Source organism: Paracoccus everestensis (assembly GCF_021491915.1).
In the GTDB taxonomy this organism is placed as follows: domain Bacteria; phylum Pseudomonadota; class Alphaproteobacteria; order Rhodobacterales; family Rhodobacteraceae; genus Paracoccus; species Paracoccus everestensis.
Genome location: NZ_CP090836.1, coordinates 2,445,504 through 2,459,983 on the forward strand (window position 1 = coordinate 2,445,504; position 14,480 = coordinate 2,459,983).

General features: G+C 64.0%; 10 protein-coding genes, 1 tRNA gene and 5 pseudogenes. 11 read left to right on the forward strand and 5 right to left on the reverse strand.

What is annotated here, in order from left to right; translation table 11 throughout:
- Nucleotides 1-98: 98 nt before the first annotated feature.
- The 3 pseudogenes from LZ585_RS12075 to LZ585_RS12085 form a co-directional block, all read right to left on the reverse strand.
- A pseudogene (locus tag LZ585_RS12075) lies at nucleotides 99-461 on the reverse strand (ATP-binding protein); the annotation flags it as partial.
- Nucleotides 451-1,092, reverse strand: a pseudogene (locus LZ585_RS12080) (Mu transposase domain-containing protein); the annotation flags it as partial. The pseudogenes LZ585_RS12075 and LZ585_RS12080, both read right to left, overlap by 11 nt.
- A gap of 238 nt (nucleotides 1,093-1,330) precedes the next feature.
- A pseudogene (locus tag LZ585_RS12085) lies at nucleotides 1,331-2,657 on the reverse strand (IS5 family transposase); the annotation flags it as partial.
- Between the two features lie 284 nt (nucleotides 2,658-2,941).
- Between LZ585_RS12085 and istA the strand changes: the two are divergent.
- The 4 genes and pseudogenes from istA to LZ585_RS12105 all read left to right on the forward strand — a co-directional run.
- Nucleotides 2,942-4,252: pseudogene (istA, locus tag LZ585_RS12090) on the forward strand (IS21 family transposase); the annotation flags it as partial.
- A 225-nt stretch (nucleotides 4,253-4,477) separates the two neighbouring features.
- A pseudogene (locus tag LZ585_RS12095) lies at nucleotides 4,478-5,721 on the forward strand (IS3 family transposase); the annotation flags it as partial.
- Nucleotides 5,722-5,938: 217 nt separating this feature from the next.
- Nucleotides 5,939-6,610, forward strand: a complete 672-nt coding sequence (locus LZ585_RS12100; RefSeq protein ID WP_234853803.1) for a PEP-CTERM sorting domain-containing protein — start codon at nucleotides 5,939-5,941, stop codon at nucleotides 6,608-6,610.
- 417 nt (nucleotides 6,611-7,027) lie between these two features.
- Nucleotides 7,028-7,270 (forward strand): hypothetical protein, encoded by a 243-nt coding sequence (locus LZ585_RS12105; RefSeq protein WP_234853804.1) that lies wholly within the window; start codon nucleotides 7,028-7,030, stop codon nucleotides 7,268-7,270.
- 320 nt (nucleotides 7,271-7,590) lie between these two features.
- Here LZ585_RS12105 and LZ585_RS12110 read toward each other — a convergent pair.
- Nucleotides 7,591-7,667 (reverse strand) — tRNA-Arg (locus LZ585_RS12110).
- 77 nt (nucleotides 7,668-7,744) lie between these two features.
- Nucleotides 7,745-9,166, reverse strand: coding sequence for a sensor histidine kinase (locus tag LZ585_RS12115; RefSeq protein WP_234853805.1), 1,422 nt, complete (start codon nucleotides 9,164-9,166; stop codon nucleotides 7,745-7,747).
- Nucleotides 9,167-9,427: 261 nt separating this feature from the next.
- On the opposite strand from LZ585_RS12115, the gene rpmH reads away from it, so the two are divergent.
- The 7 genes from rpmH to yihA all read left to right on the forward strand — a co-directional run bounded on the left by rpmH (nucleotide 9,428) and on the right by yihA (nucleotide 14,464).
- A complete protein-coding gene (gene rpmH, locus LZ585_RS12120) occupies nucleotides 9,428-9,562 on the forward strand; it encodes a 50S ribosomal protein L34 (protein WP_126156037.1) in 135 nt (44 codons plus the stop codon).
- A 43-nt stretch (nucleotides 9,563-9,605) separates the two neighbouring features.
- Nucleotides 9,606-10,007, forward strand: a complete 402-nt coding sequence (gene rnpA / locus LZ585_RS12125) for a ribonuclease P protein component (RefSeq protein WP_390625069.1) — start codon at nucleotides 9,606-9,608, stop codon at nucleotides 10,005-10,007.
- Nucleotides 10,004-10,267: a membrane protein insertion efficiency factor YidD gene (gene yidD, locus LZ585_RS12130; RefSeq protein WP_234853807.1), complete on the forward strand. Its 264-nt coding sequence runs from the start codon at nucleotides 10,004-10,006 to the stop codon at nucleotides 10,265-10,267. The genes rnpA and yidD overlap by 4 nt, the downstream gene beginning before the upstream one ends.
- Nucleotides 10,251-11,126 carry a tRNA 2-thiocytidine(32) synthetase TtcA gene (gene ttcA / locus LZ585_RS12135; protein ID WP_234853808.1) on the forward strand — a complete coding sequence of 292 codons (876 nt, stop codon included), beginning with the start codon at nucleotides 10,251-10,253 and terminating at the stop codon, nucleotides 11,124-11,126. Before yidD ends, ttcA begins: the two co-directional genes overlap by 17 nt.
- A gap of 103 nt (nucleotides 11,127-11,229) precedes the next feature.
- Nucleotides 11,230-13,059 (forward strand): membrane protein insertase YidC, encoded by a 1,830-nt coding sequence (yidC, locus tag LZ585_RS12140; RefSeq protein ID WP_234853809.1) that lies wholly within the window; start codon nucleotides 11,230-11,232, stop codon nucleotides 13,057-13,059.
- The gene (locus LZ585_RS12145) at nucleotides 13,056-13,817 is read left to right on the forward strand and encodes an MOSC domain-containing protein (RefSeq protein ID WP_234853810.1); all 762 of its coding nucleotides are present in this window, start codon (nucleotides 13,056-13,058) and stop codon (nucleotides 13,815-13,817) included. The genes yidC and LZ585_RS12145 overlap by 4 nt, the downstream gene beginning before the upstream one ends.
- Nucleotides 13,814-14,464: a ribosome biogenesis GTP-binding protein YihA/YsxC gene (yihA, locus tag LZ585_RS12150; RefSeq protein ID WP_234853811.1), complete on the forward strand. Its 651-nt coding sequence runs from the start codon at nucleotides 13,814-13,816 to the stop codon at nucleotides 14,462-14,464. Before LZ585_RS12145 ends, yihA begins: the two co-directional genes overlap by 4 nt.
- Nucleotides 14,465-14,480 lie beyond the last annotated feature (16 nt).

Consider the following 14,480-nt stretch of genomic DNA (forward strand, 5'->3'; position numbering starts at 1 on the left):
ATTGACCCGGTTCCAGAATATCGGGAACCGGATCTGATCCGCGATCACCTCGTCGAAGCAAGATCAGCACTGTCTTCCCCGTGGCATCAGACCCGGCCCGCTATGGATACCTGGGTCTTGCCGGTGCCCGGGCGGCCGATCAGGACGATGTTCTGGACCACGTCCATGAACTCGCAGCGGTGGAGTTGCCGGACTGTGGCTTCGTTGATCTCGCTGGCCGAGAAGTCGAAGCCCGAGAGGTCCTTGCAGGCCGGAAAGCGTGCGGCCTTCATGTGATAGGCGATGGAGCGGACCTCGCGCTCGGCCAACTCGGCCTTCAGCAGTTGGGACAGGATCGGCACGGTCGCTTCGAAAGCCGGCGGAGCCTGTTCGATCAGGTCCGTCACAGCCTGCGCCATGCCATGCATCTTGAGGCTGCGGAGCATGATGACGATGGCGCCGCTGGCAGGATCATGACGCATGATGGCCTCCGGTGATGTGAGCCCGCAGGCCGTCGTAGCGTTCGACATTGGCCTTTGGCTCGCGGCGCAGGGCCAGGGCCTGCGGAGTATCGAGGGGCGGCCCTCCGATGACCCTGCTGTCGACCAGCCGGTGCAGGAGGTTCAGCACATGGGTCTTGGTCGCCACGCCCTCGGCCAGGGCCAATTCCACTGCGGTCAGCACGGCTTGTTCATCGTGCTGGAGAACCAGGGCAAGGATATCAACCATCTCGCGATCACCGCCGGGCTTGCGCAGCATCTGGTCCTGCAACTGCCGGAAGGCAGGCGGGAACTCGGCAAAGGGCGCGCCATTGCGCAACGCACCGGGCTTGCGCTGAAGAACGGCGAGATAATGCCGCCAGTCATGGATCGTTTGTGGCGGCAAGGTGTGGCTGCGCTGGATGATGCGGCCATGCTCGCACAGGATGTTGCCCTCGGCCGCCACGACCAGCCGGTCCGGATAGATCCGCAGACTGACAGGTCGGTTCGCAAAGGACGCGGGAACGCTGTAGCGATTGCACTCGAAGCTGATCAGGCAGGTGGGCGTGACGCGCTTGCTCAGCTCGATGAAGCCGTCAAAAGCTGATGGCAACGGCATCAAGGCGGCCCTCTCCCCCTGTCACGGATGTCGCGCCCGGGCATGCCGCCAAAGACGCGCAGCGCGTGCCAGTGGGCATCGAACAGTATTCGTGGGTCTGCCAGCCGGGCAGGCGCGCAACAAGAAGGCGCGGCTATGCGACAGCTTGATATGCGCCATCCGAAGCTTGGTTCGCTCCTTGATCAGATGCCCGGTCGGCATTGAACAACCGTGTCAGGCGGTCATTGCTTCGCGTTGACGGGGCGTTTTGGGGCCGGAGCCACGCCGGCATCAGGGAAGGGAACAAAGCCCAAAAAGCCCTGAGATGGGCGAAGATCCTCCAGACATTGTGGCCGCAGGCGCAGAGGACGGCGAAGATCGCGTCGCCGATGCGGCCCTTCAGCGGAGATCTGGCCAGGCGACCGTCGCTTTCATGTGCCCGATCTCCGGCGCGATGGCGCTTCGTCGCCTGAGGAGCTTTGCCAGGAGCAGGGTGATGCCACGTCTTGTGCCCGCTGATCAGGACCTTGGTGGTCTCCACGCCATGGCCGCGATAGCCGCGATCAACCACAGCCAAAGCCGGCACGTGGTTGGTGAGGAGGGCGACCTGCTCCAGTGCGGCGCCAGGGTATGGCCGTCGTATGGGTTTCCGGGGAAGCTGCGGGCGCCGACCACGAAGCCGCCGTCAAGGGTGGTGGCGAGGCTGACCTTGGTGCCAAACTCGCAACGGATGCGGGCCTTGCCCTTGGAGATGCAGTCGACCTCGGGCTCGTGCAGGGCGTGGCGTGGCGTGGCGTGGCGTAGATCTTGTTCTTGCTCTTCGCGCCTGCTCAAGCAGGCGACCGACCAGCCAGAGCGCCTCCAGCACCTTCCCGCGCAGCGCACCTTCAGGGGTGTCCTGCAAGTGGCGCCGCAGATCCCCGGCAGATCCTTCCAGTAAAGCCCCTGAGTTGGCGCAGGGCCTTGCCCATGCGCGTGAACTGCCGGGCGTGAGCATACCGCCCGACCTGGGCAGCCAAATCGCGACGCAAGGCGGGCGTAGCTCTGGCGCAGATCGACCCCGGCCTCTTTCGCCAAGCTCACCAGCAGCACGCGTGCCCGCTCGTAAAGCCGCGTATCCGTTGGATGAGCGATAGCCTTCTCCATCACGGTTGTATCGAACGCGACCCGCTTCAGGCTCTTGTCTGTGACCGCTCCGGAAGCCCGACCTGCCTCGATGGTCTTGGTCAGCAGCCACTCCACTCGTTCGGCGCCGATGCGCTTGCGCCAGCGGGTCAGGGATGACGGGTCGATTGGCGGGCGGTGCTGAAAGAACGTCTTGCCGGTGAGGTGCTGGTAATACGGGTTCACGACCCACCGGGCGACGACTGCCTCGTCAGAGAGCTTGAAAGCGTGCTGGAGATACACGAGCCCTGCCACCAGGCGTGGCGATGTCGCCGGGCGACCCTCGTGCGGCGGGAAGAAGGTTGCCCATTCCCGTTCGAAAAACTCTCAGTCGATCAGGGCCGCAAGCCTCACCAGTTCGTGGCGCGCGTCGATCATGTCGACCAGTCGGGGCGGAGCAGGTCATCCTGCTCAGGGGCGCGGGAATGGGGCTTCATCCGCGACCGGAAATTGCAGGGTTCCTCGCCAAAGCATACGAAACCCTGTAATTCAAGGCGAACAAAACCGAAGCTTCAGCAGGCAAAATCAATGTAGTAGAGGGTGTTTAGGGCGGGCTAACTAGTTAAAGTAGATGAGGGCGCTGACGAGAATCGCGGAAGCCTCTTGAGCTGTTGATTTCCACCCAGAACTGAGCCGGACAGGCGCGTAATTTCCACTGAAATTTGAGCTACTTGACTCTTCCCCGACGCGAAGAGCGGAGGGGGTTTACGGAGTGATCTACATGGGACTTTTGAACGTGATCCGGAAGCTGCGGCTGCGTGAGAAGTTGCCGATCCGCGAGATCACGCGTCGCACCGGCCTGTCGCGCAATACGATCAAGAAGTATCTGAACTCAGGAGCGATCGATCCGTCCTTTGCCACGCCGGACCGCCCGAGCAAGCTTGATCCTTTCGCCGAGAAGCTGGCCGGCTGGTTGAGGACGGAAGCCGGCAAGTCGCGCAAGCAGCGGCGGACACTGAAGCAGATGCATGCCGATCTCGTCACGCTCGGCTTCACCGGCTCCTACAACCGGGTTGCGGCCTTTGCGCGGAACTGGCGGACAGACCGGCAGCGCGAGCAACAGACCACGGGCCGCGGCACCTTCGTGCCATCGGCTTTCCGCCCGGGAGAGGCCTTCCAGTTCGACTGGAGCGAAGACTACGGGCTTCTGGGCGACGAGCGCACCAAGCTTCAGATGGCGCATATCAAGCTGTCGCATAGCCGGGCCTTCCTGTTGCGGGCCTACCCCCTGCAGACCCACGAGATGCTGTTCGATGCCCACTGGCACGCGTTCCGCGTCTTTGGCGGCGTGCTCGAGCGCGGCATCTACGACAGTGAGGCGTGAGCCGCCACCGTTCCGAGGCCACGCCGAACGAAGACGGCAGTGGACCGTGTCGGTCGCGGCAAGGAGCGGCAGGTCAACCTCCGCTTCCTGACCATGACCAACCACGATGTCTTCGAGCCGCAGTCCATGGGGCTCGGACCCATGGCGCCGCAATGAACGGCTTCTGCAATCCGGCAGCGGGTTGGGAGAAGGGACAGGTCGAGAAGAACGTTCAGGACTCCCGCCATCAGGTCTTGCAGGGGATGCCGGGCTTTCCCGACTTGGCCACGATGAACGCCTGGCTGGAGCAGCGTTGCGTGGAGCTGTGGCAGGAGACCCCGCACGGCACGTTGCCGGGCACGATCGCCGATGTCTGGGCTGAGAAGCGGGGCGCACTGATGCCGTTGCCATCAGCCTTTGACGGCTTTATCGAGTTGAGCAAGCGCGTCTCGCCCACCTGCCTGATCAGCTTTGGGCGCAATCGTGACACGCGTGCCGGCATCCTTTGCCAATCGCCCCGTCAGCTTGCGGATCTATCCGGACCGGCTGGCCCTCGCGGCCGAGGGCAACATCCTGTGCGAGCATGGCCGCATCATCCAGCGCAACCACCAGGTGCCGCCACAAACGATCCATGACTGGCGGCATTATCTCGCCGTTCTTCAGCGCAAGCCCGGTGCGTTGCGCAATGGCGCGCCCTTTGCCGAGTTCCCGCCTGTCTTCCGGCAACTGCCGGACCGGACCGGCCAAGCGGCTTTATCTGCCATTCGCGTGATGCGAGTTGCTTTAGCCGGGTCACACTATGTCCTTGGGCTGGGGCACGGTTTCTTGAGACAGCGTCGAGCGCTACTTTTCCGTAGGAACGGGGGGTAGAACATGGACGACAAGAACGAGTTGAAGCCTGGCGCGACGGAGGCCTCGGCCCCGACGACGTGCGCTCCACACGCTGACGGCGGCGGGGCCGAGGCCGGTCGAGGCAAGCGCTTCTCCGCGAAGAGGAAGCTGGTCGCGGTGCAGCGGCTGATGCGGGGCGAGAGCCTCGAGACATTGTCGCGGGAGTTGAACGTGCCGGCGCATCGGTTGTCGGAATGGCGCGACCGCGTCCTTTTTGCGGCCGAGACCGCGCTGAAGGAGCGCGAGCGCGACGCGCGCGATGACGAGATCGCGCGGCTGAAGACGAAGGTGGGCGACATCACCATGGCGAACGAACTTCTTTATGCGAAGATCGAAAAGCTGGAGGCGGGCCGCCCTTTGGCCGGGCGGAGGTCGAGGAGATGACCGGCATCCTCTCGCCCTCCGTTGGCCGCCGCTACCCGCTGGCCACCGTCTGCCGGCTCTGGGGCCTGTCACGAGCGAGCCTGTATCGGCGGCGCTTTGCGATGGCGGCGAACGAGCCGCACCCTCCCCGCCGTCGCCGGGGCCCACAAGGCGCCGCCAGCGACGCCGACCTTCTGGCGGCGATCCGGGGGATCATCGAGGCTTCCCCCTTCACGGGCGAGGGTTATCGCAAGATCTGGGCGCGGCTGCGCTTGCGGGGCTTGCGGACTGCTGCACGTCGGGTGCGGCGGATCATGAAGGAGCACGGCCTGCTTGCGCCTCACCGGCCGGCACCTCGGGCGGCGCATCCGCATGACGGAACAATCGTGACCGAGCGCGTGGATCAGGTCTGGGGCACGGATATGACGGAGACCTTCACGACCGCCGAGGGTCGAGCCTATGTCTTCGTCGCCGTGGATCACTGCTCGGGTGAGTTCGTCGGCATCCACGCCGCCTCCGGCGCCAGCCGTTGGGAAGCGCTGGAGCCGGTCAAGCAGGGGATCGCGAAGCATTTCGGTGCGCTTGACAGGGCCGGAGTGGCGACGGGTCTCACCCTGCGGCACGACCATGGTTCCAACTACATGTCGGGAGACTTCCAGCGCGAGATCCGCTTCCTCGGCGTGGCCAGCTCGCCCGCCTTCGTCCGCCAGCCCGAGGGCAACGGCGTGGCCGAGCGGGCGATCCGGACGCTGAAAGAGCAACTCCTCTGGGTCCGGCACTTCGTCACGGTGGAGCAACTGCGGCAGGCGCTGGCCAGCTTCGCCGCACTCTACAACGCCAGCTGGCTACGGGAACGGCACGGGCACAAGACGCCCGATCAGATCCGTGCCGAGCAGAAGGCTCTTGAAACCAAAGCCGCCACAAGGTTCAAACTGGCGGCATGACCGGCGCAAAGCGCTGTCTCAAAACCGGGCCGCGGTACAGTCACACTATGTCCTCAAGGTTGCATAAAAAAGACAACGCTCTCCTTTTGATAGTAAATTCCTAACCTTTTCAACAGGCTATCAGACTGAAACCATTACGCGATATATACGTTTTGTACGGGATGTAAGGGCATCTGTATTTGTAACGAGGCTAGGTTTGATGTTGACGAGTATACGCATGGCCTTTGGTGCGGCTTCGATTTGCGCTGTTTCCATGATCGCCCCCGCTTGGGGGGCCACCGTGACCGAGGTTTCTGGCCCTCCGACAGGGGGGACGATCATTGACCTGCACACGGACGACTTCGAGCGTCTCGGGAACTGCGGAGGTGGTGGCTCTGTCGTCAACGACGGCTGCTCGGTCGTGATGAAGGACAATCCGACGGCGCCCCATGCCTATGGGCGTTTCGATCCGCCGCCTGCGTCTTACTGGATCGACAGCCAGGATATCGACGAACTGAAGTGGACGATCAACGCGCCTGTGTCGTTCACATCCCTTACCTTCGCCCTTACCGATGCCCATGACCAGGCCAACAGCCACTTCGACCTGTACTACAACCAGGCGGGCACCTGGACATTGATCTGGAACATCGCGACCCGGCAGGCGAACGGCAATCTGTACTGGCTGACGGTCGATTTCGCCGATGCCGTCGCCTCGGCCGAGTTCCGGTTCTCGACCAAGGTGGGCGCGGGCTATGACGGTTTCGGGCTGTCGCAGCTGACCGTATCTCCAAGCCCGATCCCTGCCCCACCCGCAGCCGTGCTTCTCCTGACGGGCGGCGTGGCTTTCGCAGGCCTGCGCCGTCGGCGCAAATCTCGCCGATCTCTTTCTGCGGACCTTCCCTCTGCTTGACTGCCAGGCCTGCCCCCTCGGGGTGCAGGCCTGTTCACAGGCAGGGCGCGGCAGCATCCCCCGGTATGTCAGATATCCGATTTTTTCTATTAACCTGTACAAAAAGGCTAATTGGTCAATAAACAACCCCAAGGTATCAAAGCGTTATTCAATGCTGTTTTAGGTGGTTGCCATGTCCCGAACTGAAAGTAATTCAGCCTTTCGTCCTGCCGTGTCCCCTGACGATTGGAACATGATCCTCTTGGCGATAAGCGCCTATGCGCACAATTCCGATTACCGCGACCTTTTGGGCCGCCTGGAACGTCAGGCCGTTATCAACGGTATCGCGGCGCCATTACGCCGCCCGTCCTGAGCCTTGGTCCTTTTTCCGTGTCACGACCGTTGTCCCCTCTGGATATCCAATGGAGGACCAAGGACATGATGAAAGCGAACCTCACCCTCGAAGGCATGGAACAGATCAAGGGCACCGTCGAGATCGGCGGCGACTATGCCCGTTTCCGCACGGACGTGGCGGTCGACGACAGCAAGATCGTTGGACCCGTTGGGGGGGAACTGACCATCGACGGCAAGCCAGAGCGCGTGGTTCTTGAGAATTGCCGCACCACCGACGGGGAAGGCTGCGAGATAACCCTGCGCCGGATCACACCGGAACCACGCTAAAGGAAGCGCCTGCAAGGGCCTCTGGCCCTTCGGGCGCAGTTCGATGTGACATCAACAATCACATATCTGCGTGCCGGAAAGAGGCCGGGTTGGCGCGGAGGTCAGCAGAAGAACGGTATACCTTGTCCTCAGCCTCGATAGCCGGGAGTTTTTCCACGGTCACGCGGGGCAGCAGACGTGCCCGGGCTCGGACAGCGGCGTTGCGGCCATCAATTGTGCCAAATGTCCTGAAATTCGCTGCATATGAAAGGGATGGAGAACGGATGGATCAACCGCGTCCTCACCTCCGCAGGGGGAACTTGCACAAGTGTCTGGAAATATGGCGGACCCGGAGCGATTCGAACGCCCGACCCCCAGATTCGTAGTCTGGTGCTCTATCCAGCTGAGCTACGGGTCCGTCGTAGGGCGGTCATGTAGCCGCCTCGTCCGGAGGACGCAAGGGGGGATGGCGCAAAAAACGCCGCCACCTCGATTTTATCGCGCCCCCGCCATTTGCCGTGCGGGCATGGTCGCCATGTCGCGGGGAATGTGGATCATGAATTCGCTGCCCTCGGCGTCGCTGCGCACCAGATCCAGCCGCCCGCCATGACCGCGCACCAGATCGGCGGCAATGGTCAGGCCCAGGCCGGTGCCGCCCTTGCGCGCGCTGCCTGAAAACGGCTTGAACAGGTATTCGCGCGCCTTTTCCGGCAGGCCAGGCCCGGTGTCGCCCACGCGGATCCACCAGTCGCCGTCGCTTTCGCCCGCGCCGATCTCGACCGTGCCGGGTTGGCCGGTGCCTTCGATGGCCTGACGCGCGTTGCGGGCAAGGTTCGCCAGGACGCGATACAGCTGGTCGCGGTCCGCGCGGATGGTCAGGCTGGGCGGGATGTCGCACAGGAATTCGACCTTGGGGCCATCGCCGCTGGCCAGGGTCTCGGCCTCGACCACCTCGGTGGTCAGTTGCGCCAGGTTGAAGCGCGACAGGGTGGGTGCAGGCTCCTCGGCCTTGCCGAAGGCCAGGGTCGTCTCGCACAGATTCACCGCGCGGCTGATCGACTTGACCAGCTTGGGGGCAGCACGCTTGACCTTGGGGTCGCCGCTGTCCTCCAGCCGGTCGGCAAAGATCTGCGCGGTGGTCAGGATGTTGCGCAGGTCGTGGCTGATCTTGGCTACCGCCTCGCCCAGTTGGGCCATTCGCTCGCGTTGCTTCAGCGATGACGTGACCGTCTTTTGCAAGGTTTCCAACGCGGTTTCGGCATCGCGCAATTCGGCCAGCCGGGCATCCGGCCTGATGATGTGGCGCGAATCCTCGGGCGCCTGCGCATAGGACACCATGTGGCTGATCACCCGCCGGATCGGCACCAGAACCAGCCGCTGCACCGCAAGGTTCAACAGGATCGCCGTAAGGATCGAGAAAGCGGCCGACAGCAGCAGCAGCCTGATGCCATAGTCGATCATCCCCGCACGAAGCGGCGCAGTTTCCATGGTGATCTCGATCAACTGGCCCGCCTGGTTGACCGGGGATCCAATCACGCGGATCACCTCGTTGCGGCGGTTCAGCAGCGCGCCAAGCGCGTCGTCGATGGTCTGGGGAACGCCATCCTCGCGCAGGTCGTAAGTCTGGGCGACAGGACCGGGGATGCGCGATGACAGGACCAACTGTCGGATGTCGTTGCGGCGCAGGACGACGTTCAAGACCCCGGCATTCTGCAACAGTTCCGCCTCCAAGTCGTCGGCCAATGATTCGTCAGACGCCAGCACCGCCAAACTGGCGATCTGCCCGCGTTCCAGACGCGACTCCAGATAGTCGAGCCTGTAGCTGGCCAGGGCCGGAAGCAGGATCAGCACTTCGGCCAGCATGACGAAGATGATTGTCAGCGCGGCGAATCGGCCAGTGATCGTGTTCAGTTGCATGTAATCTTGATTGTCATCGCGCGGGTTGCGTGTGTTTCAGCCCGAGCCGATCCGGGTTTGCACATCAAACGAATGTGATATGTCGCAGGTTCCGGCACCGGAATAAAGCCGGTTGCGCGAATGACCGCCTTAATGGTTGACGGGACCGGCCCCTTGATCTATCCAGCGGGCTTCGAACAACCGGTGCGTTCGCGCGAAGGGTGGCTTTTGCCATCCCGCTCTGCCGCCCGCCCCCCGCAGATACGACCTCGGAGACTGACGATGAAGCGCACCTTTCAACCCTCGAATCTCGTTCGTGCGCGCCGCCACGGCTTTCGCGCCCGCATGGCCACCAGCGGTGGCCGTCGCGTGCTGAACGCCCGCCGCGCCAAGGGCCGCAAGCGTTTGTCGGCCTGATCCTTTGCGGCGGGCACGTCCCGCCGAACTAAGGCTTTTGCATATGCCGCCCCTGCCCCATCCCGTTGCCGATGCGCGACCCCCGGATGACGGCACGGCGGCATTTCGCATGTCCATGCCTTCCGTGATCGCCAAGCGCGCGGATTTCCTGGCGGCGGCGCGGGCCTTGCGCCAGGGAACGCCCGGCTTTCTGCTGCAGGCGCGGGACCGGGGCGATGGCGCCGCGTTTCGGGTGGGCTTCACCTGTTCCAAGAAGATCGGCAATGCGGTGATGCGCAACCGCGCCAAGCGGCGGCTGAGAGAGGTTGCCCGGCTGCATCTGCCCCGCGATGCCCGGCCGGGCTGGGATTATGTGCTGGTGGGCCGCCCCGACGCGACCGTCAGCCGCGATTTCGCCGACCTGTGCCGCGACCTGGCGAACGCGCTGCGAAAGATCCACCCGTGACGCCCCTGGCCCATCTGGTCGCTCTGCCGGTGCGGGCCTATCGGCTGGTGGCCTCGCCCTGGGTCGGGCATGGCTGCCGCTTCCAGCCGACCTGCTCCGCCTATGCGCTTGACGCGCTGTCTCGCCACGGCGGGTTGCGCGGGGGCTGGTTGGCGGCACGGCGCATCGGGCGCTGTCACCCTTGGGGCGGATCGGGCTATGACCCAGTGCCGGGCAGCGACCCTGACCACGAAAGGCAGTCCGATGCTGGACGACACTGACGACCTGACCGAGATCCATCCGCTGTTCGCGGGCGCGCCGTCCTCGACCGAATTTCGCAAGCTGCGCAAGCGGCTGGTCCGCGAAACCCGCCAGGCGATCGAGGATTACGGCATGGTCCGCCCCGGCGACCGCTGGCTGGTCTGCCTGTCGGGCGGCAAGGACAGCTATACCCTGCTGGCGGTGCTGCACGAGTTGAAATGGCGCGGGCTGCTGCCGGTGGATCTGCTGGCCTGCAACCTGGACCAAGGCCAGCCGAACTTCCCGGCGACCGTGCTGCCGCAATTCCTGACGGAACGGGGCGTTGCGCACCGGATCGAATACAAGGACACCTATTCCATCGTCACCGACAAGATCGCGCCCGGCGGCACGATGTGTTCGCTGTGCTCGCGCCTGCGGCGCGGCAACCTGTACCGGGTCGCGCGCGAGGAAGGCTGTTCCGCCGTCGTGCTGGGCCACCACCGCGACGACATCCTTGAGACGTTCTTCATGAACCTGTTCCATGGCGGCAGGCTGGCGGCCATGCCGCCCAAGCTGCTCAATGAGGATGGCGACCTGACTGTGCTGCGCCCGCTGGCCTATGTGGCCGAGGCGGATTGCGAGCGGTTTTCGCGGGCGATGAACTATCCCATCATTCCCTGCGACCTGTGCGGCAGCCAGGAAGGGCTGCAACGCGTGCAGGTCAAGCGACTGCTGGACGAATGGGAATCCCGCACGCCGGGCCGCCGCCAGGTGATGTTCCGCGCCTTGTCGAATGTGCGCCCCTCGCACCTGCTGGATCCCAAGCTGTTCGACTTTGCGTCCCTGTTTCCGGCGGCCGAGGCCGCAGGAAACGGCGACGTTCCACGGCTGCGAGACTAAGATCGGACGCCGCGGATGCAGGGCCGCCCGGCCAAATCCGCTTGACTGTTAACCGCCCCTTCTGTTGAAGCGGCGCGACGGACGCGAGAAGGCTGGAAAGCGCATGGAAGACAATAACCGCAATCTGATCCTGGCGACGGTCCTGTCGTTCCTGGTGATCCTGGTTTGGTACACGGTCTTTGCGCCCGAACCGCCCGCGTCCATGGAACAGCCGGTCGCGGTGGAAAGCCAGACCCAGGACGTGCCGCTGGCCAACCCCGAAAGCAGCACCCTGCCCGCCGACCTGGGCGCGCCTGCCGACGCCGCGCCGCAGGCTGGACGGGTCGAGATCCAGACGCCGTCGCTGTCCGGCTCGATCTCTCTGGCCGGTGGCCGGATCGACGATCTGCTGCTGGTGAAATACCGCGAAACGCTGGACGACAATTCGCCCAACGTCCGCCTGCTGTCGCCGTCATCCGCAACGGCCACGGATGCCATCCAGACCGGCGCCGCGAAACCCTATTACGCCGTTTATGGCTGGACCCCGGGTCCGGGCGTCGATCCGGCGCTTGTGCCCGGCCCCTCGACCATCTGGACCGTTGAATCGGGCGACACGCTGGCCCCCGGTCAACCTGTCACGCTGGCCTGGGACAATGGCGCAGGCCAGATTTTCCGTCGCACCTTCGCGGTCGATGAAGACTATCTGTTCACCGTCAGCCACGCCCTGCAGAACATCGGTGACGCGGCCTTCACCGCCGCGCCCTATGGCATCATCGCCCGCCACGGCCATCCCGACACACAGAACTTCTTCGTGCTGCACGAAGGCGCGGTGGGGATGTCCGACGGCACGCTGACCGAACTGAAATACGACAATATCGCCGAACTGGACCCCGTGGAACGCGAGGGTCGCGCCGAAGTGACGCAGGTCAACAGCAACGGCTGGATCGGCTTTACCGACAAGTACTGGATGACCACGCTGGCCCCCGCGCCGGGCCAGGCCTTCACCTCGGTCGTGAAATACGCCCAGGGCGCGGACATCTATCAGACCGAAGCCCGTTATCCGATGCAGACGGTCGCGCCGGGAACCCAGGTTTCCGCCGACAGCTATCTTTTCGCGGGCGCCAAGGTCTGGGAAACCATCAACGCCTATCAGGAAACCCCGGGTATCCAGGGCTTTGTCGACTCGATCGACTGGGGCTGGTTCTATTTCCTGACCAAGCCCATCTTCCGCCTGCTGCACTGGCTGCACGGCATGATCGGCAACATGGGCTGGTCCATCATCGCCCTGACCTTCATCCTGAAGACGCTGGTCTTTCCGCTGGCGCGCAAATCCTACATCTCGATGGCGAAGATGAAGGAATTGCAGCCCCAGATGGAGGCCTTGAAGGAACGCACCGGCGACGACCGCATGAAGTTCCAGAAAGAGATGATGGAGCTTTACAAGCGCGAGAAGGTGAACCCCGCTGCCGGCTGCCTGCCGGTGCTGCTGCAAATCCCGATCTTCTTCGCGCTCTACAAGGTGATCTTCGTCACCATCGAACTGCGCCACGCCCCCTGGATCGGCTGGATTCAGGACTTGGCCGCGCCCGATCCCTCGTCGCTGCTGAACCTGTTCGGGCTGCTGCCCTTTGCGCCCCCCGCCCAGGGCACGCTTCTGCACTCGCTATCGCTGCCCGCGCTTGCCATCGTCCTGGGGATCAGCATGTGGATCCAGCAACGGCTGAACCCGGCCCCCGCGGATCCGGCGCAGAAGATGATCTTTGCCTGGATGCCCTGGATCTTCATGTTCATGCTGGGCGGTTTCGCCTCGGGCCTGGTGCTTTACTGGATCACCAACAACCTGATCACCTGTGTGCAACAGTACACGATCATGTCCATGCACGGCCACCGGCCCGACCTGTTCGGCAACATCAAGGCGGCGATCCCGTCGCGGCCCAAGAAGGACAGCAAGTGACCGCGACCCTGGCCCATATCCGCCGCCATCCGATCAAGTCGGTCGGCGGAGAAGGGCTGGACCGCGTCGCCCTGTCTGCGGCGCGCCGCCTGCCCGGCGACCGTGAATGGGCTGTGCTGACGGATGCGGGTGAACGCAACGCTCAGGCCAGCCAGACGGCAGGCGAGCCTGACCGCTGGCTGCCAAAGTCCTGCTTCCTGCGCGGCGTGTCCTCGCCGCAGGTGCAGGCGATCAGCGGGGGGTGGAATGGTGACGCCCTGGTCCTGCGCCAGCCTTCGCAGGCCGACCTGACCATCAACCCGGAAACCGAAGGTGATCGCCTGGTTGAATGGCTGCGCCCGCTGTGGCCCGCGAATGCCCCCGCCCCCACCCGGCTGGTGCGGGGTGCGGCCATCTGGACCGACCAGAAATGGCCCTGGATCTCCATCCTGTCGCTGGCAAGCCTTGCAGACCTGGAAGCACGCACGGAACAGACCCTGGGCATCCACCGCTGGCGCGGCAACCTGTGGGTGGATGGCTGGCACCCCTGGACCGAGCGCGATCTGATCGGCCACATCATCAGCATCGGCGATGTGGAACTGCGCGTGACGGCCCAGATCGGTCGCTGCGAGGCCACCAGCGCCGATACGGACACCGGAGAACGCGACATCGACATGCTGGCCACGCTGGAACAACTTCACGGCCATACCGATTTCGGCATCTTCGCCGAGGTCGTGACCGGCGGCACCATTGCCCTGGGTGACGAGGTGACGGCATGAAGGTCGCCTTTCCCGTCGCCCCCGAACCCGATGCCGACAGCGCCGAGGCCGCGCGCCTGCTGTTCGCCGGCCCGGTAGATTTCCTCAAGGGCGTGGTCGCCATGGACGGCCTGCCCCCTGCCGACCGCCCCGAGGTCTGCTTTGCCGGCCGCAGCAACGTGGGCAAGTCCAGCCTGATCAACGCCCTGACCGGCCGCAAGGGCATTGCGCGGGCGTCCAACACGCCGGGCCGCACGCAGGAAATCAACTATTTCACCTTGGGTGAACACAGCTATCTGGTGGACTTGCCCGGTTATGGCTTTGCCAAAGCGCCGGTGGCGGTTGTCGCCAAATGGCAGGCGCTGCTGAAGAACTACCTCGCCGGACGCCCGACATTGCGCCGCGCCTTCTGCCTGATCGATTCGCGCCACGGCGTAAAGCCCGTGGACCACGAGATCATGACCCTGCTGGACCGGTCCGCCGTTCCTTTCCAGGCGGTCCTGACCAAGATCGATAAGCTGGGGCCGAACGCCCTCCAGCCGGTGATCGACCAGGTCGAGGCAGAGTTGCAGAAACATCCTGCCGCCTTCCCCCAGATCGTCGTCACCTCATCCGACAAGGGCCAGGGCATCACGACCCTGCGCGCGATCATAGCCGGTCTGGACTGATCCGCTGATGCGTCCT